The organism is Amycolatopsis circi (assembly GCF_003385235.1).
Taxonomy (GTDB): Bacteria; Actinomycetota; Actinomycetes; order Mycobacteriales; family Pseudonocardiaceae; genus Amycolatopsis; species Amycolatopsis circi.
Genome location: NZ_PQIA01000018.1, coordinates 64,530 through 91,175, shown reverse-complemented (window position 1 = coordinate 91,175; position 26,646 = coordinate 64,530). Strand labels below are relative to the sequence as shown.

26 protein-coding genes and 3 pseudogenes are annotated in these 26,646 nt (G+C 68.4%); 18 read left to right on the top strand and 11 right to left on the bottom strand.

Going from position 1 to position 26,646, the window contains the following annotated elements; translation table 11 throughout:
• Both D0D37_RS10030 and D0D37_RS10025 read left to right on the top strand, forming a co-directional pair.
• Positions 1-225, top strand: a pseudogene (locus D0D37_RS10030) (hypothetical protein); the annotation flags it as partial.
• A gap of 76 nt (positions 226-301) precedes the next feature.
• Complete coding sequence (locus tag D0D37_RS10025) at positions 302-1,126, top strand: DUF72 domain-containing protein (protein ID WP_116200218.1); 825 nt, start codon at positions 302-304, stop codon at positions 1,124-1,126.
• Positions 1,127-1,132: 6 nt separating this feature from the next.
• Here D0D37_RS10025 and D0D37_RS10020 read toward each other — a convergent pair whose 3' ends face one another.
• Positions 1,133-1,897 carry a helix-turn-helix domain-containing protein gene (locus D0D37_RS10020; RefSeq protein ID WP_116200217.1) on the bottom strand — a complete coding sequence of 255 codons (765 nt, stop codon included), beginning with the start codon at positions 1,895-1,897 and terminating at the stop codon, positions 1,133-1,135.
• Between the two features lie 74 nt (positions 1,898-1,971).
• Between D0D37_RS10020 and D0D37_RS10015 the strand changes: the two genes are divergently transcribed.
• Positions 1,972-2,913 (top strand): amidohydrolase family protein, encoded by a 942-nt coding sequence (locus D0D37_RS10015; RefSeq protein WP_116200216.1) that lies wholly within the window; start codon positions 1,972-1,974, stop codon positions 2,911-2,913.
• 629 nt (positions 2,914-3,542) lie between these two features.
• On the top strand, positions 3,543-5,576 hold the full coding sequence (locus D0D37_RS10010; RefSeq protein WP_116200215.1) for a DUF6042 family protein: 2,034 nt from the start codon (positions 3,543-3,545) through the stop codon (positions 5,574-5,576).
• A 17-nt stretch (positions 5,577-5,593) separates the two neighbouring features.
• Here the strand turns inward: D0D37_RS10010 and D0D37_RS10005 are convergent.
• A pseudogene (locus D0D37_RS10005) lies at positions 5,594-6,532 on the bottom strand (M28 family metallopeptidase); the annotation flags it as partial.
• A gap of 108 nt (positions 6,533-6,640) precedes the next feature.
• Positions 6,641-8,254 carry a M4 family metallopeptidase gene (locus tag D0D37_RS10000; protein ID WP_116200213.1) on the bottom strand — a complete coding sequence of 538 codons (1,614 nt, stop codon included), beginning with the start codon at positions 8,252-8,254 and terminating at the stop codon, positions 6,641-6,643.
• A gap of 515 nt (positions 8,255-8,769) precedes the next feature.
• Here D0D37_RS10000 and D0D37_RS47855 point away from each other — a divergent pair.
• On the top strand, positions 8,770-8,982 hold the full coding sequence (locus D0D37_RS47855; protein ID WP_244223464.1) for a TetR/AcrR family transcriptional regulator C-terminal domain-containing protein: 213 nt from the start codon (positions 8,770-8,772) through the stop codon (positions 8,980-8,982).
• A 3-nt stretch (positions 8,983-8,985) separates the two neighbouring features.
• Here the strand turns inward: D0D37_RS47855 and D0D37_RS09990 are convergent, their stop codons facing one another.
• A complete protein-coding gene (locus tag D0D37_RS09990; RefSeq protein WP_116200212.1) occupies positions 8,986-9,966 on the bottom strand; it encodes a GlxA family transcriptional regulator in 981 nt (326 codons plus the stop codon).
• Positions 9,967-10,102: 136 nt separating this feature from the next.
• Between D0D37_RS09990 and D0D37_RS09985 the strand changes: the two genes are divergently transcribed.
• From D0D37_RS09985 to D0D37_RS48755, 4 genes and pseudogenes are all read left to right on the top strand, one after another.
• Positions 10,103-11,053, top strand: coding sequence for an NADP-dependent oxidoreductase (locus D0D37_RS09985; RefSeq protein ID WP_208719886.1), 951 nt, complete (start codon positions 10,103-10,105; stop codon positions 11,051-11,053).
• A complete protein-coding gene (locus D0D37_RS09980) occupies positions 11,050-11,376 on the top strand; it encodes an NIPSNAP family protein (protein ID WP_208719883.1) in 327 nt (108 codons plus the stop codon). Before D0D37_RS09985 ends, D0D37_RS09980 begins: the two co-directional genes overlap by 4 nt.
• Positions 11,377-11,401: 25 nt before the next feature.
• A pseudogene (locus D0D37_RS48760) lies at positions 11,402-11,626 on the top strand (GlcG/HbpS family heme-binding protein); the annotation flags it as partial.
• Between the two features lie 49 nt (positions 11,627-11,675).
• Positions 11,676-11,825, top strand: a complete 150-nt coding sequence (locus D0D37_RS48755; RefSeq protein WP_425266915.1) for a heme-binding protein — start codon at positions 11,676-11,678, stop codon at positions 11,823-11,825.
• A 103-nt stretch (positions 11,826-11,928) separates the two neighbouring features.
• Here D0D37_RS48755 and D0D37_RS09970 read toward each other — a convergent pair whose 3' ends face one another.
• The 3 genes from D0D37_RS09970 to D0D37_RS09960 all read right to left on the bottom strand — a co-directional run bounded on the left by D0D37_RS09970 (position 11,929) and on the right by D0D37_RS09960 (position 13,375).
• The gene (locus tag D0D37_RS09970; protein WP_116200210.1) at positions 11,929-12,381 is read right to left on the bottom strand and encodes a hypothetical protein; all 453 of its coding nucleotides are present in this window, start codon (positions 12,379-12,381) and stop codon (positions 11,929-11,931) included.
• Between the two features lie 102 nt (positions 12,382-12,483).
• Positions 12,484-13,128, bottom strand: coding sequence for a carbonic anhydrase (locus D0D37_RS09965; RefSeq protein ID WP_116200209.1), 645 nt, complete (start codon positions 13,126-13,128; stop codon positions 12,484-12,486).
• An 82-nt stretch (positions 13,129-13,210) separates the two neighbouring features.
• Positions 13,211-13,375 carry a hypothetical protein gene (locus tag D0D37_RS09960; RefSeq protein WP_162834136.1) on the bottom strand — a complete coding sequence of 55 codons (165 nt, stop codon included), beginning with the start codon at positions 13,373-13,375 and terminating at the stop codon, positions 13,211-13,213.
• A gap of 160 nt (positions 13,376-13,535) precedes the next feature.
• Here D0D37_RS09960 and D0D37_RS47850 point away from each other — a divergent pair, with 160 nt between their 5' ends.
• The 3 genes from D0D37_RS47850 (at position 13,536) to D0D37_RS09935 (ending at position 16,511) form a co-directional block, all read left to right on the top strand.
• Entirely contained in the window at positions 13,536-15,170 is a 1,635-nt protein-coding gene (locus D0D37_RS47850; RefSeq protein ID WP_244223462.1) for a helix-turn-helix domain-containing protein, read from the top strand.
• Between the two features lie 108 nt (positions 15,171-15,278).
• The gene (locus D0D37_RS09940; protein WP_116200205.1) at positions 15,279-15,704 is read left to right on the top strand and encodes a hypothetical protein; all 426 of its coding nucleotides are present in this window, start codon (positions 15,279-15,281) and stop codon (positions 15,702-15,704) included.
• A gap of 303 nt (positions 15,705-16,007) precedes the next feature.
• Positions 16,008-16,511, top strand: a complete 504-nt coding sequence (locus D0D37_RS09935) for a hypothetical protein (protein WP_116200204.1) — start codon at positions 16,008-16,010, stop codon at positions 16,509-16,511.
• A 208-nt stretch (positions 16,512-16,719) separates the two neighbouring features.
• On the opposite strand, the gene D0D37_RS09930 is transcribed toward D0D37_RS09935, so the two are convergent.
• Positions 16,720-17,133: a nuclear transport factor 2 family protein gene (locus tag D0D37_RS09930; RefSeq protein WP_116200203.1), complete on the bottom strand. Its 414-nt coding sequence runs from the start codon at positions 17,131-17,133 to the stop codon at positions 16,720-16,722.
• Between the two features lie 38 nt (positions 17,134-17,171).
• Here D0D37_RS09930 and D0D37_RS09925 point away from each other — a divergent pair, with 38 nt between their 5' ends.
• Positions 17,172-18,062 (top strand): AraC family transcriptional regulator, encoded by an 891-nt coding sequence (locus D0D37_RS09925; RefSeq protein ID WP_116200202.1) that lies wholly within the window; start codon positions 17,172-17,174, stop codon positions 18,060-18,062.
• 11 nt (positions 18,063-18,073) lie between these two features.
• On the opposite strand, the gene D0D37_RS09920 is transcribed toward D0D37_RS09925, so the two are convergent.
• Positions 18,074-19,273 carry an epoxide hydrolase family protein gene (locus tag D0D37_RS09920; RefSeq protein ID WP_244223461.1) on the bottom strand — a complete coding sequence of 400 codons (1,200 nt, stop codon included), beginning with the start codon at positions 19,271-19,273 and terminating at the stop codon, positions 18,074-18,076.
• 314 nt (positions 19,274-19,587) lie between these two features.
• On the opposite strand from D0D37_RS09920, the gene D0D37_RS09915 reads away from it, so the two are divergent.
• Together D0D37_RS09915 and D0D37_RS09910 are read left to right on the top strand one after the other, a co-directional pair.
• Positions 19,588-21,243, top strand: a complete 1,656-nt coding sequence (locus tag D0D37_RS09915) for a hypothetical protein (protein WP_162834143.1) — start codon at positions 19,588-19,590, stop codon at positions 21,241-21,243.
• A gap of 23 nt (positions 21,244-21,266) precedes the next feature.
• Positions 21,267-21,575 carry a DUF6389 family protein gene (locus D0D37_RS09910; RefSeq protein ID WP_162834142.1) on the top strand — a complete coding sequence of 103 codons (309 nt, stop codon included), beginning with the start codon at positions 21,267-21,269 and terminating at the stop codon, positions 21,573-21,575.
• 237 nt (positions 21,576-21,812) lie between these two features.
• Here the strand turns inward: D0D37_RS09910 and D0D37_RS46490 are convergent, their stop codons facing one another.
• Positions 21,813-21,968, bottom strand: coding sequence for a hypothetical protein (locus tag D0D37_RS46490; RefSeq protein ID WP_162834141.1), 156 nt, complete (start codon positions 21,966-21,968; stop codon positions 21,813-21,815).
• A gap of 29 nt (positions 21,969-21,997) precedes the next feature.
• Between D0D37_RS46490 and D0D37_RS47345 the strand changes: the two genes are divergently transcribed.
• From D0D37_RS47345 to D0D37_RS09895, 3 genes are all read left to right on the top strand, one after another.
• Positions 21,998-22,147 (top strand): hypothetical protein, encoded by a 150-nt coding sequence (locus tag D0D37_RS47345; protein WP_208719882.1) that lies wholly within the window; start codon positions 21,998-22,000, stop codon positions 22,145-22,147.
• Positions 22,148-22,349: 202 nt separating this feature from the next.
• A complete protein-coding gene (locus tag D0D37_RS47340; protein ID WP_208719881.1) occupies positions 22,350-22,676 on the top strand; it encodes a hypothetical protein in 327 nt (108 codons plus the stop codon).
• 336 nt (positions 22,677-23,012) lie between these two features.
• Positions 23,013-23,567: a hypothetical protein gene (locus tag D0D37_RS09895; protein WP_244223460.1), complete on the top strand. Its 555-nt coding sequence runs from the start codon at positions 23,013-23,015 to the stop codon at positions 23,565-23,567.
• Positions 23,568-23,627: 60 nt separating this feature from the next.
• On the opposite strand, the gene D0D37_RS09890 is transcribed toward D0D37_RS09895, so the two are convergent.
• Positions 23,628-26,627, bottom strand: coding sequence for an AAA domain-containing protein (locus D0D37_RS09890; RefSeq protein WP_208719880.1), 3,000 nt, complete (start codon positions 26,625-26,627; stop codon positions 23,628-23,630).
• Positions 26,628-26,646 lie beyond the last annotated feature (19 nt).

Below are 26,646 nucleotides of genomic sequence, written 5' to 3'. Positions count from 1 at the left end.
AACCGCGCCGGGCTGCGGGTCGAGACCGAGCATCCCGGGCTGCTGTTCGAATGGGCGCGCCGCGAGGACGGCGGGCTGCTCGGCTGGGTCACCTACCAGCTCGTCACCGCCGACGACCAATGGTCGCGCCCGGTCAGCCACTACGTGCCAGCACACCTGCTCCGCCGCCGGGGGCCCGCCCGGCGTCAGCAGTACGGCGACTACCGGCCCCGAACCCACGGGTGACCCCGCCCGGGTAGTAATTTCCCCTGGAGAGCGAGGGGAGCGGACGACAGTGGCACGTCTTCATGTCGGCTGCGCGATGTGGACGCACAAGGCGTGGCCCGGGCGGTTCCTGCCGCAGTCGTTGCCTGCCAAGGAGCGTCTGCGGGCCTACGCCGGCTGGTGCAACGCGGTCGAAGGCAACACCACCTTCTACGCGACTCCCGCCCGGACCACCGTCGAGACCTGGGCGGAGCAGACCGGCCCGGACTTCCGGTTCGTGGTCAAGGTGCCCAAGACCGTGACGCACGAGCGCCGGTTCGCCGGAGTCGAGACCGAGATGCGGGCGTTCCTGGACGCGATCGAACCCCTCGGCGAGCGGGCGGTCCTGTGGACCCAGGTGCCCGGTTCGTTCGGCCCCGCGGACGTCGATGCGCTCGGCCGCTTCCTGCGCCGCCTCCCGGCCAATCTCCGGCGCGCCGTGGAGGTGCGGCATCCCGAGTTCTTCAGCGACGCCAGCGCGACGTCGCTGCTCGAAGGGACGCTCGCCACCGCGGAGGCTGAGTGGGTGCCGTTCGACACCACCGTCTTCTTCCAGAGCCCGCCGACCAGCGAGGCCGAGCAGGATGCCTGGGCCAAGAAACCGCGCCTGCCGCGCCGGACACGAGCGCTGACCGACCGGCCGGTCGTCCGCTACCTGGGCCGGGACTCGATCGAGGAGACGGTCGAGGGGTGGCAGCCGTGGACCGAGGTGGTCGCCGGCTGGTTGCGCGAAGGCCGGTCGCCGACGGTTTTCTTGCACACTCCCGACAACGACGAGGCACCGGCGCTTGCTCGCCGATTCCATGACGACGTCCGGGCGTTGGTGCCGGACCTGGACGCCTTGCCCGAGCCGGAGCCGGTCGAGCCCGCGACGCTGTTCTGAGTCCCCCTACTCGGCCGGGACGAACGCGATCAGCCGCTGATGAGGATCGTCGACCACCTGCAGCACCACCTGGTCCAGCGTCTCCTCGACCCCGCCCGGCAGCCGGAGCCGCACGCGGAGGCGGGTGTGCGGCCGCACGACGTCGTTGCGTTCCCAGAGCGCCTTGAACCCGGGGTCGGTGCGGAGCAGTTCGTCGATCCAGTCCCCGGTCGGCGGACCGGCCGGGGTGCTTGCGCGCACGATGCCGATCACGGTGCGCCGCATCGCTTCCAGGTCCGCGAACCGGCTCTGCAGGACGGGATCGGTGAAGAGCATCTGCACGTACCGACGGCGCTCCGGCGGGACCGCGCCGAAATCGGTGAGCAGCCGTGCCGCGGCGGCGTTCCAGGCGAGGACCGACGTCGCCGGTCCGACGAGGATCGCGGGCACCTCGCCCATCCGGTCCACGAGGCGGCGCAGCGGATCGCTCGGCTCGGGGTTCTCCGGAGGGGCGTCGGCGACGGCGACGAGATCCAGGGCGTACCGCGTCTGGTCGGCGTCGAGCCCGAGCGCGGCGGCGACGCGGCGGATCACCTCGGTGCTCGGCATGACCCGGCCCTGCTCGATCCTCGTGTAGTACTCGTCGCTGACGAAGGCCAGCGCCGCGACTTCCCCGCGCCGGAGGCCAGGCACCTGACGGCGTCCCGATTCGGCGGAGGCGGGCGGCGGGGCTTCGTCGCGGCGGGCGTGCAAGAACGCCCCGAGCTGCGTGAGCCTGGGGTCGCGCGCCATCAGCGGGGACTCCGGGGGAGGGGGATCGGATCCTTCCCCTCCCGAGTCCGGCGCCGGTGTCGCACGGTGGAGGCATGACCGACCGCGAACGCATCGACGTCCACACCCACCTGGTCCCTCCGTTCTGGGGCGAGGCCCTCGCACAGCACGGCGGAGACCCGTCGGGCTGGGTGCTGCCGCCGTGGACGCCGGACGACCACCTGAAATTCATGGACGCCAACGGCATCGCCACGAGCGTACTGTCGCTCACCGCCCCGAGCGTGGCGGGCTGGGAGGGCGCGGCGCGGCGCGAGATGGCCCGCCGTGTCAACGAATACACCGCCGAACTGGTGCGCGAACGCCCGGACCGGTTCGGGTTGTTCGCCACCGTCCCGCTGCCCGACGTCGACGGCGCGGTGGCGGAGATCGACCACGCGTTCAGTGCGCTCCGGGCCGACGGCGTGGTGCTGCTCTCCAACTACGGCGGGGTTTACCTGGGCGACGACCGTTACGCGCCGCTGTGGGAAGCGCTGGACCGGCATCGCGCGGTGGTGTTCATCCATCCCGCGCATCCGCTGGTGCCGCTGCTTCCCGACGTTCCGGGGCCGCTGGTGGACTATCCGTTCGACACCACCCGCAACGCGGTGCACATGGTGTTCCACGGGATCACCGAGCGGTACCCGAACGTGCGGATCATCCTTTCGCACGCGGGCGGTTTCGTGCCGTTCGCGGCGTTGCGGTTCTGCCAGATCCAGGGCGCGTTGGAGCCTGCTGGGCCGACCGCCGAAGAGCTTCTGGCCCGGTTCCGCAGCTTCTATTGGGACACGGCGCTGTCGTCGGGGGAGTACGCGTTCGGTGCGCTTGCTCGGTTCGCCGATCCCGCGCGGATCCTGTACGGCAGCGATTTTCCTTACGCTCCAGCGGAAGTGGGTGCGCGGTTCACCGAGATTCTGGACGCGGAAAGCGGGCTGAGCCCGGAACAGTCCCTGGCGATCGATTCCGGAAACGCCCGCGCGCTTTTCCCGCGGCTGGGCTGAGCGGCGATGCGTCCGGCCGTGCTGGATCGCGGCACGGCCGGACGTGCGCCTTGTCCTCCGACCGGGCGACGCGGGCTTGGAGCGGTTCGAAGATCGCGGCCGATTCGGTGCTGCTCGAAACTGCCGCGGCGAGCAGCCCGGGCCTCGGGCACGACCCGAGGCCCGCGCCGGTGAACCGAGACGGCTTCTGCTGATCCTCTGCATCCCGGCCGCGCGATCGGCAGCCGGGACACAGCGCGCGTGGGCTATCCGGCAGCACAACCAGGTCGGCGACGTCACCCGCGTCGAGGTCGGACTTCTTGCAGCCGAAGGCAGCGCGGCCTCGTCGGGAAGTCCTCCGACAGCGCGAACTCCAGGTCCTCGTCGCGCCGGAAGTACGACTTGCCCGACAGCATCATCGCCCGAGCGAGAATCCTTCGCCGGTTGCTCGGCTGAGGTGCGGGCGCGGCTAGGTCAGGAGCGGTATGCGAGATCACGTGTTCGCGAACGGAGATCGGCGGGATTTCGTTCTCTCCTCGATGTTTTCCGGCGAATGGCGTAGATCTGACCACATCGGACTCTTGGGCGCCGTCCCAGCGAGACGCCGCTGCCGCCGAAAATTGTCGGACCCCGCCGCTACCGTTCTTGACATGACGCTCCTGGGGTTCTGCGAGGAAGACGAGTACCTGCCCGACTACGGCACCATCGTGCTTCGAGAGGTGTACCGCGACAAGACTTTGCCCGCGCTGGACAACGAACTTCTCGGCGAAAACGCGACCGCGGCATTGTCCGGCACAGTCGCGACAGCAGGCGACGGCTGGCTGCACGCCACGGCCGGCCACTCGTATCAGGCAATTCGCTGCGAGGCACACGACGGGCCGCCGGAACTGCGGCTCGGGAGCTGGGAAGACATCGTCGAGTCGCCCTTTCGCAGCCGCTCGGGGATCGCGGGCCTGGGATGGTTGACGGGCGGGACGCTCAGCGGGGAACTGAATCTGGGAGCGAAAGGGTTTTACCGCGTCCGAGTGTGCCGGAAAACAGCTGAAGCCGGGGAAGAAGGCGACATCTGGCTGTTCCAGTTCTGGCCTGCGGAGGTCCCGGAACCGCCGCGGTGGCTCAAACGCACGCGTCCGGCGGTGCGCCGGGAGGATCCGGGCTGGCAGCAGGTGTTCGGTTACCAGGCCATCGAAGTGTCGTGGTACTTCACGCTCGTCGGCATGCCGCGGCCGGACGGCTGGCTGGACGAACCGTTGTCCGGCGAGCCGGAGCCATCGGACCGGGTGTGTGCCCAGCTGGGCGTCGACCCGCCGCGCACCCGGCGGGACGCGATTCCGTTGCTGGTCGCCGCGGGGTTGCTCGTGGCGGACGGCACCGGCGGATACTCGGCCGGAACGCCACGGCGCGCCACGGAAGTGCTCGATCTCCCGGCCGAACTGGCGGCCCGGCTGGATGCCGCCGCGGTCCGGGCCAAGTACGCCTGGCTCGCGGCGGATCTCGTCAGTATCGCGGCCTGGTCGAATCCAGCGCAGGTCAAGGATCTGGCTGCGCTGCTGGCCGTCCCGGAGGAAACGATCGAGCCGTTGCTCGAGTATGCGGTCAGCGACAGGCTGATCCGCCGGGAAAACGTTGCCGTCGCACCGCTTCCTCGCCCGCCGCTGCGGACTGAGCCGGTGCCGCGCGTCAAGATCGTTCGTGGGGAGGAACCCGCGACTGTAGCCGGTGCACCGCCGAAAGCGGGATTCGTCTCCGCGGACGGCACCGTTGTCGTGTGGCGCTCCGGGGAACCGGCGGTCCTCGGCCGGGTCGAGAGCGATTACCGCTACCGCGCGTTCGAGACGCTGGCAGGCATCTACGTCGCCGCCTCCGGCGGGCAAGGACACCTGATCGACTGGGCCGGTGCTGCCGGCCGGCTTCCAGTGGATTTGGGCTTCTTTCCGGTCCGCAGCACCGACGGACGGTACTTGGCCGGCGTGGAGACGCACGTCGGCAGGCGAACCTGGGACCAGGTGCATTTATTCGACGTGGCAACGGAAAAAGCCTGGAGCCTGCCGAAATCGGACGAGCTGACCCGCAGCGTCCTGGGCATCCACGACGGCGCGGTCTGCTTCACCACCAGGTTGCCGGACGGGACATTCGCCTCCTTCCGCTGGACGCCAGGCGAGGAACCCGTGGAGCTTGCCTCGCCCGTGCATCGGCTGGACTCGCTCTCCGGCGCCCAGGTGCGCGAAGAAACCGGGGGAACAGTGGCGGTCACCGCGCCGGGGGAGCGGCGGGAATTGCCGCAACCGCATCGCTGGCGCTTCGTGCCGGGCGGCACGCGGATGTTTTCCTTCCGGGGCGATCCGCCGATCGTGGAGTTGCTCGACCTGGCCACCGGGACCACCGCCGAGCACGCGATGCCCGACGGCTGCGACGTCGGCGATACCCCGCCGACGTCCCCGATCTGGGAAACCCCCGACACTCTGGTCTTCTCCCAGCCGCACCGCGGGTCGACCCGCCGCGTCATCCGGTGGGACTCGGCGCGGAACGCGTTCGAGCACTTCGACTTGCCCGAGATCGCGGGCTACCGGCCGTTCCTGATCGAACCGGTACTCGTCCGAGAGGACACTCCGGGCCGCCGTCCTCGCGGCGACGACCCGGAGCGGTTGCCCGATGCTGGTGCGCGGACTCAGGTTCAGCGATGAGCCACCGCAACCGGCGCGGCGACGGCCAGCTTCCACACCGCGTACCCGATCGCGTCGGAGTTCTTCTCCAGCGGCGGGTCCGGGATGTTCGCCGTCGTGTCGCAGGCGCGGTGGTAGCAGTTGTCGAACGGTGCGCCCGCCGTGCCGCCCCACTTGTCGGCCTGTTCGTAGCTCTTGATGTCGCCGGCGCCGGTCGCGAGGCCGCCGACCGGGATGCCCGCGCGCTTGAACGACGCGTGGTCGGAGCGCCCGTCGCCTTCGGTGTCTCCCTCGGTCTCGATGCCGATGGAGGCGAAGTACTCGTCGAAGACCGCCTTGACCGACGCGACGTCGTCGTAGACGAAGTAGCCCCAGTTCTTCGAGCCGATCATGTCGAAGTTGAGGTAGGTCTTGATCTTCGAGCGCTCGGTGCTCGACAGCGTGCTGACGTAGTACCGCGAGCCGACCATGCCGGACTCCTCGTCGGCCCACCACGCGAACCGGACGCGCTTGGCCATCGCCGGGTTGGTGCGGGCCAGCGTCAGCGCGACCTCGAGGATCGACGCGCTGCCGGAACCGTTGTCGTTGATGCCGGGGCCGGCGCTCACCGAGTCGAGGTGCGCGCCGAGCATGAGGACCTGGTTCGCGTCGCCCTGCGGCCATTCCGCGATCAGGTTCTGCGACTGGCCGGTGCAACTCGTGCACGTCTGCCGCTTCGTGGTGTAGCCCGCGTTCTTGAGCAGGTTTTCCACATAGGACACCGACGCCGCGTAACCGCCGCCGCGCGGCGAGCGCGTGCCGCCGTTGTTGCGGGCGATGGTCTGCAGCTGGTTGAGGTGCGTCTTGATGTTGGCCAGCGAGATGTCCGGCGCGGCGAGCGTCGACGCGGGTGCGGCGGTGGCCGCGGGCACGGTGACGACGCCCAGTATCGCCACCAGGGCGGTGACCCCGGCGCCGAGTTTTGTCTTCCACTTCATGACGGTGAATTCCTTCGGTCGGGGGAGCGGGGACGTGGACTGCTTGGCAGCGCTGAGGCGCGGCCGGGTCCCGCTGGTCAGCGGGGAGCGGGACCCGGCCGCGTCAGGTCAGCGCGTGGCGTGCGCCGTGCAGGTCGGCTCGCCGGAGACGGCGGGCACGGAGACGGCGTTCCAGGCGGCCTTGGCGGCGTTGAACTCGGTGCAGCTGCCCGGGTAGAGCGCGATCGCGGCCTCCAGCGTCGCCTTGCGGGCGGCCCGGTGGTTCCACGACGAGGTCTTCTTCAGCAGGCCGTTGTAGAAGATCTTGGCGGCCTTCTGGATGCCGACCCCGGTCACGCTGCTGTTGTTGCAGGTCGGGCTGGCCGGTTTGCCGCTGCCCGGGTTCGAGCCCTCGGCCAGAAGGTAGAACCAGTGGTTCTGCGGACCGGCTGCGGCGTGCACCTCGGTGCTCGGGATCGACGAGGAGTAGCAGTTCGGGTCGCCGACCTTCGACGGGTTGTACATGTAGCGGATCGGGCCCTGGCCGACCAGGTTGACGCCCTCGCCGACTTCGTAGTCCGGCCGGTCCTTCGCGTTGTTCGCATACGCTTCGGTCATCGCCCCGAAGATGTCGCCGGTCGACTCGTTCAGGCCGCCGTTCTCGTTGCCGGAACCCGCGCCGCCCGGCGTGGTCTGGAAGATGCCGTGCCCGAACTCGTGGCCGACGACGTCCATCGAGGTGGCCTGGCGCCGGTTGTCCTGCGAGTGGCCGAAGTGCGTCGAAGAGCCGTCCCAGTAGGCGTTGACGTCGTTCAGGCCGACGGACGCCGGGTAGCCCCGCCCGCTGCCGTTGATGCCGTTGCGGCCCAGCCAGTCCTTCAGCATCTTCCACTCGGTCTGGACGCTGAAGAGGGTGTCGACGCAGCCGGTTTCGAGGTTCGTGCCCGAGCCGTTGCCCCAGCTGTTGTCCGGTCCACTGTAGACAGAACCGCCCTCGCGGCCGCAGCTGATGCCCTGGCGGCCGGGGTCGCGCATCGTGTAGGTGGAGCCGGACTGCGTGGTGTCGACCGACACGGTGCCGACGTAGTAGCTGTTGCCCGTGCCCGCCGCGTTCACGGCGTTCGGCTGGGCCTGGGACTTGGCTCCGGAGCTGAAGGTCTTGATGTCGTCCCGCTTGTCGAGCACCGCGCCGGTGGCCGCGTCGACGAAGACGTGCAGCTTGCTCGGCGCCGTGGCGGTGCGCCCGGCGACGACTACCTCGTAGGCCAGCTTCGGATTCGCCCCGGCCAGCACCACCTTCTCCGGAGTGCTCACACTGTCCACAGTGGGCAGTTGGGCACGCGCGGTCGAGGCGGCCTTCGCGGCGTCGAGAACGGCCTGCGTCCCGACCGCGATCGGCGCGGTCTCCGCGGCGCTGGTGCCGCGAACATTCCCGGCCCCGTCCGCGACGACGACCGCGTCTCCGCCCACGACCCGAAGGCCCTGGTAGGTGCGTTCGTAGGCGCCGTAGAAGAGTCCGGCGTCGCCCGCGGTCAGGCCGACGCGCCGGAACGCCTCCGCGGGACCGCGGCTGAGCGCGGCGAGCCCGGAGGCGACCGCTTGATCAGCGGCGCGAGCGGCGGCGACGTCCGGAGACGCGGGCTGGGCCTCCGAAGCCGCGCTGGCCGGGACCGTCGGCAGTACGAGCGTCATAGCGAGCCCGGCGGCAGCCGCCAGGCCCGTCGTGAGTCCGCGATGGGGCATCGAGGTCTTCCTTCCATGAAGGCAGGACGATGGGTGCGGGGAGAGGGAACGTGTCCGGCCGCTCACGGTGGGTATGCGGCCGAACACCGTCGAGTAAAGGATCAGCCCATCGGGGCGTCAATGCTCCAAACGGACCAACAGCATGTTCGGGATTCGCCGGTCAATTGGTATATGCGTTGCCGACGCTGGGATTCTCGGCGCTTTCGGCGTCGAGCCGACTTTCGTAGGGAATGTCCCGGGTGTCGTACGAATGTCGGAAAAGTTCGACCCGGTTTGGTCGGCCGGACCGCGAGCGCGGGAGTTGTTCCCGGGCGTTCGCGTCGAGCACGCCGGGAGCGAGCCGACGCCGCCTGCTGCGTCCGCTGTCCCGGCTTCCTGCGGCGGCGAGGAACGAATGCAGGGCCTCAGGCGGGGGCTCGCGAGGTACTGCTGCCAGGTGGACTCGATGCCGTCAGCGCCGCTCGACCGTTGCGGAAGACCGGACTCGACGCCGCCGCGGGGATGAGACTGCGCTGTTGATCCTGCACTTCGCGACCGGGCATGTCCTCGAGGAACAAGCGGTGCTTCAATCCGGACCGGACTTGCCCGCCGACATCAGCTACCTGCATCAGGCGATCCGAGACGGCGACTATCCGCATCTCGCCGAGGCTCGGGACCACCTGACCGGAACAGGCATGACCGAACTCTTCGAGCAGGGCCTGCGTGTTCTGACGGCAGAGGTGCCCTGAGTTTTACTGTGCTGCCAACGGTTCCGGTGCATGGTGGGCACGACGGTAGGCCAGCGGCGACAGTCCCAGGTTGGTGTAGAAGTGCTTGCGCAGGGCGACCGGATCGCCGAACCCGCAGGCGGTCGCGATCCGCGCGACAGGCAAGTCGGTGGACTCCAGCAGCAGCCGGGCGTGCGAGAGTCGTTGCTGCGCCAGCCATTTGAGCGGGCTGCTGCCCACCTCGTTGCGGAACCGCCGGGTGAACGTGCGCGCGCTCATGTGCGCGTGCCGGGCCATGTCGTCCAGCGTGATCGGCTCGGCCAGCCGGTCCAGTGCCCACTGTCGGGTCGCCGACGTGGAGCGGTCGGTGTCCTGCGGCACCGGGTGCTCGATGAACTGCGCCTGCCCGCCCTCCCGCCACGGCGCGACCACGCAGCGCCGAGCGGCGGCCGACGCGACCGTCGCCCCGTGGTCCCGCCGGACCAGGTGCAGGCAGAGGTCGATACCGGCCGCTCCGCCCGCGGAAGTCAGGATGCGTCCGTTGTCGACGAACAGCACGTCCGGATCGACCTCGACATCCGGGAACCGCCGCGCCAGCGCGTCGCACAGCGCCCAGTGCGTGGTGGCCCGGCGACCGTCCAGCAATCCGGCCGCCGCGAGCAGGAACGCCGAGGTGCACAGGCTGACGATGCGCGTCCGCGGCCCGATCCGGTCCAGCGCCGCGGCGACTTCCGCGGGGAGTTCGCCGGTCGCGAGCAGGCGCTCGCTGGGCTCCTGCGTGGCGAGCACGACGGTGTCCGCGGTCTCCAGCACGGACTCGTCGTGCTCGACGACGATCCGGTAGTCCTCGTGCGTGCGCACCGGTCGTCCGCCGAGGGAACAGGTGGTGACGGAGTACAGGCGGGTCCCGTCCAGTTCGCAGGCCTCGTTGAACACCCGCGCCGGGATGCCCAGATCGAGCGGGAGGACGCCGTCGAGGGCGAGAACGACAACGCGATGCGGCATGGCTGGAATAGTACGATAGGTGTCTGCCCGGCCACTCACTCCTCTCCGCTCGCACGCGCCACTGTGGTTTTGCGCCGCAGTCCAGGCGCGAGATCAGAGCGAGACGGAAATGAGCGAGAACACCATGAGCGAGCACATGCGGGCGGTCACCATCCGGGAGTTCGGCGGGCCGGAGGTGCTGACCGTCGAGGAGGTCGCGCGGCCCGAGCCGCTGCCGACCGAGGTGCTGGTGCGCGTGCACGCCGCCGGGATCAACCCGGTGGACTGGAAGACCCGCGAGGGCCAGGGGATGGCGGGGATGCAGACGTTCCCGCTGATCCTGGGCTGGGACGTCTCGGGCGTTGTCGAGGAGGTCGGCTTCGGCGTCACCACGCTCGCGCCGGGCGACGAGGTGTACGCCATGCCGTGGTTCCCGCGCGCTGCAGGCGGTTACGCCGAGTACGTCACGGCACCGGCTCGCCAGTGGGCCCGCAAACCCGCCAGCATCGGCCACGTGCACGCGGCCGCGGTGCCGCTCGCCGCGCTGACCGCCTGGCAAGCTTTGGTCGACACTGCGCAGGTGCAGGCGGGCCAGCGCGTCCTGATCACCGCCGCCGCTGGCGGGGTCGGCCACTTCGCCGTCCAGTTCGCGCGGCACCTCGGTGCCCACGTGATCGCCACCGCCAGCGTCGCTCGGCACCCGTGGCTCAAGGAACTCGGTGCCGACGAGACCGTCGACTACACCACCAGCCGCTTCGAGGAAGCCGTTGTCGACGTCGACGTCGTTATTGACTTGGTGGGCGACGCGCAGGACCAGACCAGCACCCGTTCTCTCCAGGTCTTGCGTCTCGGTGGCCTGCTGGTCGCCGTCCCGTCCGGTGTCTCGCCGGAACTGGCCGAGGCAGCCAAGGCGGCCGATGTGCGTGTCACGCCGTTTCTGGTCGAGCCGGACGGTGCCGCGCTGACCACGATCGCGGGCCTGATCGACGCCGGTGAGGTCGCCGTCGAGGTGGAGGAAACCTTCCCTCTCGAGCAAGCAGCCGAGGCGCACGTCCGAGGCTTGGCAGGTCGTACGCGCGGCAAGCTCGTCCTTACCGTGGGGGAGTGACCGTGTACTACGAAATCCGCCACTATCAGGCTCGGCCCGGACGCCGTTCGGAATGGGTGCGCTACATGGAAGACGTGGTCATCCCGTTCCAGGCGTCGCTGGGCATGGACGTGATTGCGTCCTTTGTGGACTCCGAGCGCGAGGACGGTTACGTCTGGATGCGCCGCTTCGAGGACGAGGCCCAGAGCGAGGTGCTCTACGCGGCCGTCTACCAGCATGACCGCTGGAAGAACGAGATCGGCCCGGCTGTCGGTGAGTTGCTGCTTCCGGAGAAGACCGTCGTCAGTCGCGTGACGCCGACTCCGGCCTCGCCGCTGCGGTGAACCGCTTGTCTGACAAGGGACTTTGGTGAGCACTCTCCAGAAATCAGCCCCCGCACCGTCGGTCACCCGAGCCGCGGCGGACGCACTCATCGCCGCTGCGCACACCCCCGCGGCCATCGCGATCACCGACCCGGGCGGGCACCTGAAAGCCTTCGAACGGGCTGACGACGCGCCGTTCCTCACCGCCGAGGTCGCGTTCGAGAAGGCCTGGACTGCCGCTTCGTTCCGGATTCCGACCCCATACGTGGAACGAGCACCTCGCCGACCCGCGGCTCGCGCCGCGGGCTGGCCACCCGCGGATGATGGCGGTGGGCGGCGGTTATCCGATCATGGAGAACGGCCGGTGCATCGGCGGGCTGGGCGTTTCCGGCGGCAGCGACGAGCAGGACCAGGAGGCCCCGAGGAGGCGCTGGCTGGTCTCGGGTTCGAGGTGTCCGGTCGCTGATTGACCAGCGGTGTGCTGGCCTGTGGCAGACAAAGCCACAGACCAGCGCTCCGATGAGCACGAGTCTGCCGAATGTCTTGCTGGGCCACGCGTATTCGTTGTTGTGGCTACGCTGCCCGCCGGTTGACCTCGCGGCGTTTGAACAAGTAGTAGCCGACGACTTCGCCCTTGATCGCGACGTTCTGCCCGGACGACATGAACTTGTCCCGGCTCTCCTGGCCCTGTTCGACGAAGACGAACGACCCGTTGACGAGATCCCAGCCCTCGCGGCACACGGAGTTGAGAACCTCGACCGGGTCGCTCGTCCGCTGGCTCGTCGTGCCGCCGACCATCGCGACGATGATCGCCTTCTGGTTCATCACGTCGATGGAGAACTGGAAGACCTGGTCGCCCTTCGCGAAGGCGGCCCGGGCACGGCCAGCGGGGGACTGCTCGAACGCTTGCCGTTCCTTCTCCGCCAGCTGGCGACGTTGGTGTTCCTCCGCTTCGCGGCGCAGCTGCTCCTTCGCCGCGAGTTCCGCGGCCGCTTCTTCGGGAGTCTTCTTCCTGAGCAGCGCCACTTAATTCCTCCGCCATTGAGCCTTGACCTGCGTTCTGATGCCCCTTTGCTGTCGCTTCGAGCGGTTCAAGGGTTACAGCGCGCAGGTCGCGGCTCGTCGGGATCAGGCCGCGGAGCCCGCCGCGGGGACCTCGATGCCATGCGCGGCCACGACTTCAGCGCCGCCGTCGGCCAAGCGGTAGCGAAGCCCGACCACAGCGGCCCGGCCGTCCGCGACCCGGTCGGCGAGCACGCGGGACCGGTCCAGCAGCAGGTCGACGGTGTGCTTGACGTGTTCGGCGAGAATCTCGTGCGGCTCGACCAGACCCGCTGCCCGTGCGGCGAGCACGCTGGGAGTCACCTTCTCGACGACGTCGCGGACATAGCCCACCGGCGCGAGCCCGTCCTCCAGCGCCGCGCGGGCCGCTCCGACGGCGCCGCACGAGTCGTGGCCGAGGACGACGACGAGGGGGCAGTCCAGCAGGTCGACGCCGTATTCGATGCTGCCCAGCACCTCGCCGCCGATCACCTGGCCCGCGGTGCGCACGACGAACAGGTCGCCGAGCCCGCGGTCGAAGATGATTTCGGCGGCGAGGCGGGAGTCGGAACACCCGAACAGGACCGCGAACGGGCTCTGGTTCGGCGCGATCGCCGCGCGCCGCGCCGCGTCCTGGTTCGGGTGTTCCGGTGCGCCGGTGACGAAGCGCTGATTGCCGGCCATCAGCAGGTCGAACGCTTCCTGCGGAGTCGGCGATGTGGTGTCGGCCATGCGCTCAGCCTAAGCCGGGAACGGCGGCCGGAGGTGTTGCGATCGTCTCGCTCCCGGCAGGTTTCGCCACGGCTTCGAGCGGTCAGCGTCCGCGTCCCAGCGCCTCCCGCTTCACGAAACCGACCACGGCGGTGGCCACGAACAGGACCGCGCCCACCACGATCAGCCAGAACAGGCCCTTGATCACCACCCCGAGCACGATGCACACCAGCCAGATCACCAGAAGCAGACCGAGCAGTCCCAGCATGAAGTCCTCCTGACCGTCGCGGGCGAACTGCGGCTCACCGGAAGGGATACCCAGGCACGCCCGGACCATGCGGGCCCGGACCGCGCTCCTCCCCGCGCGGACGGGGCGGCGGCGGAAATCGCTTGAGTTTCCAGCCGGTGGAAGGTGCACGGTGGGGACCATGACGGTAGGCGCGGACCTCTTCACGATCGGCCAGTTGGCTCAGTTGACCGGCGTGCAGTCGCGCACGATCCGGTTCTGGTCCGACAACGGCGTGGTCGCGCCCGTGACCAGGTCGCCTTCCGGATATCGCCTGTACGGCATCGAGGCGGTCGCCCGGATCGACCTGATCAGGACCCTGCGCGACCTCGGATTGGGCCTTGAGGCGGTCCGGCAGGTGCTCAGCAGGCAGCTCGCCCTGGCCGAGGTGGCCGAAGTGCATGTCAGAGCCCTGGACGCCGAGATCCGCACGCTGCGGCTGCGGCGCGCCGTGCTGAGCACCGTCGCCAAGCGCGCGAGTACCGCGGAGGAGATTTCCCTGATGCACAAACTGACCCAGCTGTCCGCCCAGGAACGGCAGAAGATCGTCGACAGCTTCGTCGGCGAGGTCTTCGCCGGCGTAGAGGACGAGGACGCCGCGGTCGTCGCCGAGTGGATGCGCGAGCTGCCCGCGCACCTGCCGGACGACCCCACTCCGGGGCAGGTCGACGCCTGGATCGAGCTGGCCGAACTGGTGGCGGACAAGCAGTTCGGCCGGAAGCTGCGGCGAATGGCGCTCGGTGACAACCGGCTGGAGTTCGGCCTGAACATCCGGCCCGCTGTACTCGCCCACGCCGGTCAGGCAGTGCGCGAGGGCATCGCGCCCGAGTCTGAACAGGGCCGTGTCGTGCTCGACCGGATCGTCCCGGCGGATTTCCCGGCCGCGGAAGTCGCACCGCTGACCGACTGGCTGGAAATGGTCGCCGACCAGCAGGTCGAGCGCTGCTGGCAGCTGCTCAGCCTGGTCAACGAGCAAGTCCCCGGCGAACCGGCAGTGCTTTCCGATGGCTGCTCGACGCCCTGCGCGCGCACCGCTGAACTGCCTTCAGTCAGCTACCAGGTCCGACCAGCTTCCCGCGTCCAGCTCCGTCAACAACTCCGCGGCCATCTCCCTGGCGCCGCTGCTGTCCGAGCAGTCGTCGGCGACGGTGCGCAACATGCCCGCCGCGCGCGGCTTGCCGGGCATGTCCCGGACCACCCCGAGCAGGAGACTCACCGCCGGGATCGCGGCTGGGTACAGCGTCCCGGCATGGTCGTTGCCTACTGCGACGATCAACCGGCGTATGGCGACCGCGGCATCTTCATCCGACGCGGCCGCGGCCAAATCTCTTGCGGCGCCAGCGGCTTCCGCCGGCCGGTACCACACCGGCCCCGGCAGTGCGTGCCAATCCGTGTCCACCGCGCCACGCTACTCGCGAAAGGCGCGGTTCCGACCACGTCGTTCGCCTGTCGGACGGAATCGGTGCGGGCAACGCGGGCGGCGGAATCTTCCACGCCGTCATCTTCGACGCCGGGAACGGACACCTGCACCACGCCATCGACGAGGACCAAAGCCTGCTCGACGTCCTCGACCTGCCCCCCGGTGCCACCGCGACACGAACGGGCGGCGGGGGTCCGTGGAGCAGCCGTATCTAGCGTTGTCGCAGGCTCTTCCGCGGCGGAGTGCGCATCCGGCAGCCGGACGTCTCCACGACCCGGTGAACGGGGCTGGCGTGATCGGCTTTTCCGGCGAATAGTTCATCGGAAGCGGCCGGAAAAGCACCGTCGCGGGCGGTGAAGGTCTTGAGTCCCTTGAGGAAGTGACGTCCGGCGGTGGGCGTTCTTGCGCGTCGCGGGGTGGAATCGGGATCCTGGGTTCACCGAGGCGCGGGGGAGGAGCTGGGCGATGGACGACGCGGAGCTGACGCATCGCGAATGCGTCCGGCTGCTCCGGTCACCCGAACGGGGCCGCCGCGGCATCGTCGCGATCGACGGCCTGGAGCCGGTCCCGCGCGTCTGCCTTCTGCTCGACGCGGGCGACGTGCTGATCCCCGCCGGACCGGACAGCGGACTCGTGCGCGTGGCGGCGTGGCGTCCGGTCTCGCTGGAATTCACCGACCGGGACAAGGAAGGACGGCTGCGGTGGACGGTCCGCGGCATCGGCCTCGCCCGGCCGATGACCGGACTCGACGTGCCGCGCCCGCTGCCGCGCAGCACCGTCCTCGCGGCGATGCCCGACGCGTTCCGCAACGGCGTCCGGGTCGTGGTGGCCCGCTACCGCGGCAACCGGCCCGCGGACGGGGTCGTGATTCCTGCCCCGCGCTCCGGCTGAGCAGGATCCGCCCGACAGCGCCCTGCCGCGGCAGAACGGGAGCGAGTGGTGCACCCGAAACGCACGATACTGCCCGCTCGGCGCTTTTTGTAACCATTTGGCGACACCGTTGTGGAGCCCCGCCTTGTTGGTTACGACCGGATAAGATGCTTTTGCCTAAAATCAGTTGTTCATGCGTTTCGTTCACCGTTGGCGCCCGAGGCGAGCGGCTGGGTGGTCAGGAGGGGGGAATGCCAGGTGGGCCGGCGCTGTGAACAGGCAGCCGGGTTGCCGGGCAGAGGCGGCATTCAGTCGGAAGGAACCATGAGAACCACTGTCAGCACCTTGAAGTTCGTCGCGATCTGGATCCTCGTCGCCGGGACCGTGCTGCTGGGCATGGGGCTCCTCATGCTGGTCACCCAGCGGCCTAACACCGGCGCCAATATCGGAGCCGGCGGAGCCCTCCTCTTCGGGATGGGCTTCACCGGGTTGGGGCTGGTGGTCGGCGTGGCGGCGGTGGTGGCTTGGCTGCGGGCGCCGAAGGGCGAGCGGGGCCCCGCCGCCCCTCTGCTGGCTTGGGAAAAACGTCTCCGGCGCTTGACCGCGGCCGCGGTCGTCCTGATCGCTGCCGGGGCCGTCGTGCAGAGCGTGGGAGCCGTGAGTTTCGCCCACGAAACCGCGGACTCCGACTGGAGCGATACTTATGCGATCTACTGGGTCGGCTTCGGTGTTTCCGGCTTGGGTTTGCTCGCTGGGGTTCCGTACGTGCTGCTCTGGTTGTCCTGGCGGAGGACCGCTGCCCGTCTCCGTCTCTCGGGTCGGGCATAGCGGTCAGGCGGGCCGCATCGTCCGCTCGACCTCCCAAAAGGCGTGCACCGCAAGGCTTTTCCCCGCCTCGTCGACCCGGCAGCCGAACCCGCCCTCCGCGTAGCCCGCACGGGAATTACGCCCGCGTTGTACTGGTGGTCCCAGCGGAGGAGCGGTGTCGAACGCTGACCTCGTCCGCATAACCCTGGCGTAACGAGCCGCTGCGGGATCAGGCGGGCCGCATTGTCCGCATGGTGCGCTCGATCTCCCAAAAGGCGCGCACCGCAAGGATCTTCCCCGCCTCGTCGACCCGATAGACGAACACGCCCTCGGCCTCGAGCACCTGTCCGTCGTGCTGGCTGCGGACGTGGCCGGTGAAGGCGACCTCGTCCCCGCAGGCGAAGGAGTCGTCGAAAAGGAACTCGATCGACTCGTTGGGCGCGATGGCCCGGTCCCAGAACGCCGAAATCGCGTCGCGGCCCCGGTGCCCCGTGCCTTCCGGGTCGAAATGCGAAGGGCCGACCGGATCCTCGACGAGAGCGTCCGCGGCGAACAGCTCCAGCCAGGCCTCCTTGTCCTTCCTCCGGACGGCGGCGTGCAGAGCCTGGCTGGCGGTGCGCGCGGGATGGGGTGCGGCGGTCATCGAGCCTCCTGGTGTCGATCGTCGCTAGCCTGTGAACCATGGTGTTCGACTCCACGCGGCTGGATCTCCAGCCGTACGCCGGTTTCGACATGGAGCGGTACGTCCGGCGCACGTATTGCAGCTGGGAGGACGCCGGCTGGCAGTCCTTGCTCGTGCAGCGGTTCGAGCACGTCCCCGTCTCCGAGGAAATGACGCTGCCGGCCGCGGCGGATCTGCATCTGGTGCTGCCGGCCGGGAGAAGCGCGGTGATGGAGACGCGCCGCGGCGGCCGGTGGGAGCGCACTCCGTGGACGCCGGGACGGGTCGAGCTGATGCTTCCGGACCAGCCTGCCGTGCGCCGCTATCGGGCGGACGGCAGGCTGACCAGCCTGCAGGTCCACCTTCCGCGCGGCACGATCGACGCGACGGCGGCGCAGCTCGGCGGCGCCGCGGTGGACTTCGACGCGATGGCTGCGTCGTTGGCTGCGGGGGATCCGCTGGTCGAGGAGATCATCCGAGCCGTCGGCGGCGCGGCCGGGGCCGACGATCTGTACGCCGAGTCCGCGGCGGCGTTCCTGTCGATGCAACTGCTCACCCGTCATGCCCGGCTGTCCCCCGGGGCGGTGCCGAAGCGGGAGAACGCGCGGGTTCAGGCGGTTGTCGCGGCGATGCGCGAGCGGCTCGCCGAGCCGATCACCCTGGCCGACCTCGCCGGCGAGGTGCACCTGAGCGTTTTCCACCTGGTGCGGGTCTTCAAAGAAGCGACCGGGGTGACGCCGTATCGGTACCTGACCCGGTTGCGGATCGACGAGGCGAAACGGCTGCTGCGCGACACTGACCTGACGGTCTCCCAGATCGCGGGGCGCTGCGGGTTCGCCAGCCCGGCCGCACTGTCGACGGCCTTCTTGCGGCACACCGGCACGCGGCCTTCGGCGTACCGCGATTCTTGACGGACACCGCATCAGGACACGGCCCGGACCTGCCGCGTGTGCCGGAACGCTTCCCTGATCTCGGACACCAGCAGCTCCGGCTGTTCCAGACCGGGGAAGTGGCCGCCGCGGTCGAGTTCGTGCCAGGACCGCAGATCGAGATAGCGGCGCTCGGCCCAGTGCCGGGCGGTCGGCCAGGGATCGGCCGGGAAAATCGAGCAGGCGGTCGGGACGGTCACGGGTTGCGCGTTCTCCGCTTCCGCACTGCGGGGCACCCAGCGCATCGCCTCCCAGTACCACCGGGACGAGGACGCACCGGTGCCGGTCAGCCAGTACAGCGCGATGGTGTCGATCTGCTGCGAAATGCTTACGCCGCCACTGGTTTCGGGCCGATTGTCGGAGTAGGCGGCGAACTTCTCGCCCAGCCACGCGGCCAGTCCGGCGGGGGAGTCGAGCAGCGAATAGCCCAGGGTCTGCGGGCGGGTGCCCATTTGGATCCCGAAGCCGTAGCCGTCGGTCAGGTGCAGGTTGCGCCGGTCGAGGATGCGTTGTTCGGCGGGGCTGGGCGCGAGCAGGTCGTCGGGGATCGGGGACGTCACGGGCATCGTCAGGTGCAAGCCCGCGACGCGCTCGGGGACGAGGCGCGCGAGTTCGGTGCTCACGAACGCGCCCCAATCCCCGCCGTGCGCGCCGAAACGCGGGTAGCCGAGCACGGTCATCAGCTGCGCCCACGCCCGGGCGGTGCGACCAGGATGCCAGCCCTGCTCCCGGGGACGGTCGCTGAAGCCGAAACCTGGCAGCGCCGGGATCACCAGGTGGAAGGCGTCGCGCGCGGAACCGCCGTGCGCGGCCGGATCGCTGAGCGGTCCGATGACGTCCTCGAACTCGAGGATCGAACCGGGCCAGCCGTGCGTCAGCACGAGCGGCAGCGCGTCCGGCTCGGGGGAGCGTACGTGCCAGAACGCGACGCCCAAACCGTCGAGAACCAGGCGGTAGTGCGGGATGGCGTTCCACTGCGCTTGCCGCGCGGGCCAATCGTGCTCCCGCCAAGCCGTCAGCAGCTTCGCCACCTGCGCCAGCTGGATTCCTTGAGCCGCGTCCGGCACGGTCTCGTGTTCGGGAAGCCGGACCTGGTCCAGTCTGGACCGCAGGTCGGCGAGGTCCTCGTCGGCGATGCACATTGCGAAGGGCTCAGGGGCGGGCGGCGTTTCGCTCGCTGAAAGGTTAACCACGATCCTGACCGTAGGGCCGGGCGGTTCCTGCCTCAATGTTCGAGATTGCTGTGTGCGAGTCAATAATTGCGGTGCGACATCCCCGAGCTTGTTGGTGAAACACCCGGCGTGCCCGCGGGCGTCAATTATCTCGCTGATCGAGGAGTCGAAAATAGGTGAAGCAATTATCTTGTCGATAATTTTCCGCATTGAAATCAATTCGCGGGCGCATGTAACGCGCGGCGTTTCCCTCTCGACTACGGGACATCGCGAGACGGCCGGGTCTTTGCTGCCTCGAAATGATCAGTCGAACGAATCCCGAGGATGGGAAGCGCATGTCGACAGAAAATGATCTAGGTGTCGCCAACCCCGAGGTTTCAGTGCGCGATTCGCCTCGGCGCGTGCGGTGGGCGTTGCTGACCGTGACCGCTGTCGTCGTGCTGGGACTGTTCTCCTGGTGGCTCGGACCGGTCGCGCTCGTGGCGCCCTGGGACAATTTCATTCTGCTGGACGGCGGATACCGGATCGCGCAGGGCCAAGTGCCCGGCACGGATTTCTCGAACGCCATCGGCCCTCTCGTCTACGTGCTCACGTCGCTCGGAATGAAGCTGCAAGCAGTTCCGTCACTTGCCGCAGTGACATACGGCTGTTTGCTTTTTCTCCCGATCGCGGCGGTGCTCGCCGGATTCGTCGCCCATCGGCGTTTGCCCGGAGGGCATGCGGCAGGATTCACCGTCTTCATGGCGTTGCTGGTCATTTCCGTCCGGCCGCCGGGCTACTCGCCGGGCACGACGACATACGCGATGCTCTACAACAAGTTCGGCTGGCTGCTCTACGCCGCGCTTCTGCTTGCCGTGCTGATCCGGCCACGGTTGCCGCGGCCGCTGGCTGACGGCGCCGTCGTCGGCCTGCTGCTCGGACTGCTCGCCTACGACAAGGCGAACTTCTTCCTGATGGGCGTGGTCGCGGTGGTCCTCGGGCTGATGCTGCGGACCCTCGCCGCGCGGGCGATACCCGGTGCGGTCGCGGGGTTCGGGCTGATCGTCGTGGTGTTCTGGCTGGGTTTCGGGATCAGTCCGGTCGGTTACGCGGGTGACGTCGCGACGGCGTTCGCCGCGCAGGGAAGCGGGAAGCGGCTGAGCCTGCTGCTGCACGCCATTGCGTACAACGCTCCGGTCGGCGTTCTCGCCTTGCTCGTCGTGGCCGCTCTCTTCTGGATCGCTCGACGGCGCGGAGAGCCGGCTCGGCCGTGGCGACTGCTCGTGCTCACCCTGTTCGTGCTCGGCTCGAGTGTCGTGATTTCCGCCGCCGACAGCCCGGAGAAGTCCGATCTCGCCGCCCTTGTCGTCATCCCGCTCGTGCTGGTGGCGGCCCTGAAGCCGGAGCTGCCGCGCTGGACCGGGGGAGACGGCCGCCGCCGGATGCCGGTGCCGTTGCTCGCCGGGCTCGTCCTGCTGCTCGTCGCGACGACGGCGCCGATCGCCGGAAAGGACATGTTGGCGCTTGGCATCAGCGCGGCGCGGCGGGATGTCGTCGCCGCACCTCCGCAATCGCAGCGGATCACCAGCCCGCACCTCGGCGACTTCGTCGTACCGGCGGACGCGACGTGGCAGACCGCCTACCGCAACGCCTCCGCGGTCCCGGCGATGCTCGACGACGGCCTCGCGTTGCTGCGCCGCCACATCCGGCCCGGCGATCGCGTGGCCAGCATGTCATTGGCCAACCCGTTCGCGTTCGCGCTCGACCTGACCCCGGCGACCGGCGGACCGCTCTGGTGGGATCTGGAGATCAGCTTCGACGAGCGCACGCATCCGCCGGCGGACCAGGTTTTCGGGGAAGCGCAGTGGGTCATGGTGCCGAAGCTGCGGGCCGGACAAGGCTGCTGCCAGGACACAGTCGAAGCGATGACCCGGATCTACGGCGGCTACTTGGCGGAGCACTTCCGGACGGCCGAATCCACAAAGGAGTGGACGCTTCTGACTCGCAGCTGACCTTCGGCGATAAGCTCGATGCCGTGGACACAGGCGACTACCGGGCCGCGGTGACCGGAATCCTCGGCTCAGTGTCGAACGAAACCTCCGCCAGGCTCGAACGGTTCTGGACCGCGGCGCGCGCGGACGGCGTCGAGGGGATCGTGATCGACGTCTTCGTGGATCAGGACGGCTGGGAGCCCGCGGTTCCGCCGCGTCCGCACGGGTGGACGCGCGACGACCTCGAAGCGGCATTCGTCGACGTCGTCAGGCAGTGGGTCACGCCGCTGCTTCCTGGTGGCGCGCCCAAGGGCTTCTGGCGGATCGGCTCCCTGGACGGAACTTTCGCGTGAGCGAAGCACTTCCGGGACGGTTGTCATTCCGGACCGTCTACGGCGGACCGGCGATCCCGCTTGACGTAATCTCCGAGCTGACCCGGATCCGAGCTGGGCTCGGACGGCTCGAATGGCAGTTCGACATCGACCTGTTCGTGACCGTCGGCGGTGACCTCGCTGTCGTCACCGAGCCGACAGGACTGCGTCGGCCCCGGGTGCTGCTCGCGAAGCGCACGGTGAGCGGAGAGCTGCGCTTCAACAGCGACGAGGTGCTGCCGACCCGAGGATCCGGTGGCGCTGCTGCGTCCGGCCGTGCACGACGCGCTCGACGAACTCATCACGCGCGTAGCGGTGCGCGTACCCGGGTTCGACGCCGAGTCCGAGCGGGCCCGGTTCGCTTTTCTCCGACATAGCAACGCCTTTATGGAAGGAATACCGTCGTGACGCGCCCGGACATCGTCACCTACGACGGTCTTCCAGCCGCCTCGGGAGGCGCGCACGCTCTGCGCACCCGCAAGCCCTCGGCGGTCCACACGAAGGTGCACGCGTTCCTCAACGCCTGCACGACGCCGCTGGCAAGTCGGCGCTGACCTTCCAGCTCTGGACGGGCGGGCCCGACGAGCGCACCAAACGCTGGCAGGAAATCGCCGCCGATCTGCTTGGCGGTCCAAGGGTAGCCGAGCGAACGCACCGCGAATAAGGTGTCCGTGAGGAGAGTGTGCGCGCCGTCCTCGATGCGCTCGACAGTGCCGGTCCGGAGGGTGTCACGCAATACGGCCGGTCGCTCGCCTGGTGCTGAATACTCCCGTGCGGCTCGTCGACGCGGGCACGCGCGAACCGTGCGCCGCAGTGTCCAATGAGGACACTGGCGGGTTCGCGGTCGACGGATACGGGCGGATACTCGGTGCCTCTGGGGTTCGAGCGACGATCGGCTCGGCGTCCTCCTCGATGTCGCTATGGCTGTCGTTCCCGGCCGACGACCGGCTTGGTCCTGCGGCCGCACAGGCGCAGTCGCACGCGCCGGTGCGTCTCTCGGCGAAGCACTGGCGGCGGTGGACGCCGAGCAAGAACGGCAACGGATATCGGTCTGTCAAGATCCCCTCGCCGGTCGTCCGGTGAGCCGCAGGGGTAATCAATGCGTACTTCACCGCGCCGGACGACGAGACCGGGCTGCGGTAGTCCACGGGGGACGGGACGCGAAGCGTTCGCCTTCTTCGAAGCGGGCTCGATATCGGCGCACCGAGGTGTTTCTTGCGCGCTCTAGGAATGCCGTCCGCGGGCGGCCAGGGAAACCGATCCATGCGCATCATCATCGGATCGGGATAATGCGGGATCGCATAGACCTGACTGGACGACGGCCGTCGAGTGAAGCACACGGCCGATCATCGCAATCCAGTCGCCTGCGATACTCGGCATCTACTGCGGAATCGGCTCCCGGAAGAGCGAGGAGATCTTGTGGCAATCGAAGACGTTTACTTGCTGGCGATGCACGAACCCTACCCGGACCCGGGCCGTCCCGTGCCGATCAACGCCATTGTCGTCCACGCGGCGACACTGCTTCACGAGTCTGTTCCGCAACCCGACGGCGGACGCATGTACAGGTGTCTCACCGAGTTTCCGCTCCGCACGCCGGGATGCCTTGTGCCAGTGTCCACGCTGACCTTCGAACTCGACGGCGGCCGGCTGTGGCCCGCGGTCGCCGATTGGGAACGGGTGATCGACGCCGTCTTGCGTATCGCTCGGAACAAGGGCTGCGACGCGATGCCGATGGGCCTGCCAGATGCCATGGCCGCCTTGCTCGCCCAAGGTCCCACCTCCACCCTGACGCTTCATTATCCCGGCGGACAACAGGTACAGGTGGGATGGCGGGAACGGGAACAGCACCTCGACGAACTCACGGAGCACATTCGCGGCTATATCGCCCAGGGCGGTCCCTTGTGGCCGGGCGGCAACCTCGTTGCGCCGCCCGCCCGGCCGCGAACCATGCCCTACCAGCCTTTTCGTGGGTAGGCGCGTCTCGGCGGAGTTTGTCCGCGGATCGGTCGGACGCGCCGCACAGCGGCTGCCGCGTCATCGTGGCGAACGACGAGCCCAGTGGTCTTCGGCGCTGGCCAGAGCGTCGAGAATTCGTTGCTGCTCGCCGCTGCCGGTGGTGGGAAGCCGCAACAGCGGCATGTCGTGCGCATGCAGAATCTCGTTCTTCAGCGCATCGCGCGCCAGTTGGACCGGCTTGTTCTCGTGGAAGGCGAAACCGTCGACCTCGATAGCCAGAAGCGGCTGGTTGGTCACTCGGTTGTACACCACGAAGTCCAGAGACGCCCGCCTCTGCGCATACGCGGCTTGTGCCGGCGTGAGCCGGTTGAAATTGGGCAAAAGATTCTTCAGAAGCACCTGGGGGACAGCTGTCAGGTGCGCGTAACGCTGCTCTGCGAAGATGTCGTGCAGCACGGTCCAGACGATGTCCTCCGACGCGTACTTGAGTTCGTTCTTGCGCCGTGCGGCCAGCGGCCGCAGCCGTTGCGAGTAGGCCGCGTAGAGGAGGTCGAACACGGAGACCACCGTGCTCTCGACGACCTCGTCGCCGGGGTTGTGATAGCGGATGTAGCCGACCAGGTCCTGGATATGCCGGCTGGCGGGCATCAGGTCGTGGTTGGTCACGAGGATGAACCGCCGGACCGCGCGCGACACCGCCACGTTGATCATCTGCGGATCGTCGACGAACGGCAGTCCCGTGCGGCCGCGCCAGGTCTCGTCCAGGACGGTCGTCAGGATGACCACCTGTTTTTGCCGGCCCTGAAACCGGTGAACCGTGTCGGCCTGGATGCGATCGAGTACGTCGCGGGTCTTGTCGGCCTGCAGCCGGTAAGGGGTCGTGATCCCGATGTCGGTGTCAGCGAAGCCCTGGCAGTGGTCCCTGATCACCTCTTGGCTGATGACGTCCACCTCGCGCTGGTTCGAGCGACCTCCGGTGTGGTGGCGGCGCATGTGATTGCCTTCGACAGTGCGCACCACGATCATGGGCTGTTCCGCGCCGCCGACGGTGTACGGGATCAGTTCTCCCTCGTAGAACTTCTTGTTGCAGAATCCGATGATGGCGGGGTCGCACCGGTAGTGCTCTCGCAGCAGTGCGCTCGGCAGTTCGGTGCTGTACTGCTCCGACAACGAGGACAGGAGACTGTGCCGCCGGCAGTCGAAGGCCGGCATCGGCGGCGTGAGATCTGCTGCGGCCTCGACCGGGATGGGCGGAAGTTGCTTTCGATCGCCGACCACGATGATGTTGCGGGCGCACGACATCGCCAGGCCGGCCAGCAGCAGGTTGACCTGGGAGGCCTCGTCCACGATGAGGTAGTCGAGCAGGTATCCGTCGGAGATGCTGGACCGCAGCGAATGGCACGTGCTGAGCAACGCCGGGTAGTCTTGCAGGAAAGTCGCGAATGTGCGTCCGTTTCGATACGAGTCCGCGTCGTAGGCGGTGCCGGCCAGCCTTCGGTATCGGTCGGCGAGTTCGGCGTGGAGGAGCTGAACTGACAGCTTCTGGTGCTCCTGGGCGAGCTGCTCGAATTCGGCTCTGCGCAGCCGGCTGTCGACGAGCTCGACCTCCTGCTCCAGTTCGGCGATGCGTTTGGTGTAGTACGCCAGTTGCAGACGGAGCACGACGTCGGTGTCAGCCGGGTCGAGCATGCGCAGCGACCCGTACTTGAAGTAGTTGCCGATCCGCCGCAGGAGGCGCGGGCGTGAGCCCGCCAGTTCAAGCTGGCTCTCGGCCAGGTAGTCGACGACCCGGTCGGCCGACTTCTTCAGCAGGGGGAGTTTCGCCAGATCGGGAAGCTGCGCCTGCTCGAGATGACGTTCGAAGTGCCGTAGTTCGAGACGGTGGGCGTCGAGCGCCTGACGACGGCCCGCGCGGACGCGCTCATGCTCCTGCAGCTCGCGCAGGCGCCGGTCCAGATCCGCCAGCTGTTTCGGGTCAGGGGGTCGAGGGGCGCCGGACACGAACTGCGCGACCGCCGCGTTGCGAGCCGCCTGCTGCGCGAAGAATTCCTCTCGCTTTTCTTTGCGGCCGAGGTTGCCGAGGATGTGCCCGAACCCGAGCTCGTCGAGTTTGTCGCGAACGTTGTCGACGGCCGCGTTGCCGAACGAGACGATGCCGACGGTCTCGTGCCGCACGGCGGTGATGTTGGCGATGAGGTTGAGGATCGTCTCGGTCTTCCCGGTCCCCGGCGGTCCCTCGATGACCGAGATCGACCGGCTCAAGGCGTTTTCGACGGCCTTGCGCTGGCTGAGATTGCAGCGGAACGGGAAAATCGTCACGGCGTCCAGCGGCCGAGACGCTATTGGCGTTCCCGCCAGGTACGAACCGAGCACGCTCTCCGGGTGGACAAAGGAAAACCGGTCGTAAGCGGCTCGCAGCGGATCGTCGGAGTCGAGTCGGGACACGATCGTGCGCCAGTAGCACAACACGTCGTTGACGCGGGGCACGGCAGTCTGCGACGTGACGACGCGGACCTGGTCTGCAGGATAGGTTCGGTACGTCTCTCCTGCACGGGTCCGATAGAAGACCCGGCACCATGCGCCGTGCGCCCCGGAAAAGGTGACGATTTCGGTCGCGCTCTCCCACAGGCTTCCGTCGACTTCGACCCGGTCTTCGTCTTTGACGACGCGCTGTACGGTGCTGCGAAGAATCTCGACCCGATCCAGCCCGTACGGAAAGGTCTTGCCCTTGCCGTTGAAGGTAACTTGAATTCGTCGACTCGCCGGCTGAAACTCGTATCGCGCCACGCTGCGGGTTTCGTCTTTGAAGACGCCGGTCTGGCGATCGCGGATCAGGACCGCTTCGCTGCGTGGATCGATCACGGTTCCCCCTATGGTCCCTCTCCGCAAAGCGGTTGTTCCGCAGTGCGCCCATTGCCGGTCAGTGCCGTTGAAGCGCGAGTCACTTGTCGGCCAAAGACGCGCCGAGGACGTTACCTGTGGTTGCCGAGAGAGAAAATGCTGCCCCCTGTGCGGAAGAATGCCTGCGGGTTCGGCAGTGCGGCGAGTCGAGAGCGAGACGGGTTGCGGCGGAGTCACCTCAGGCACGATTTGCGTA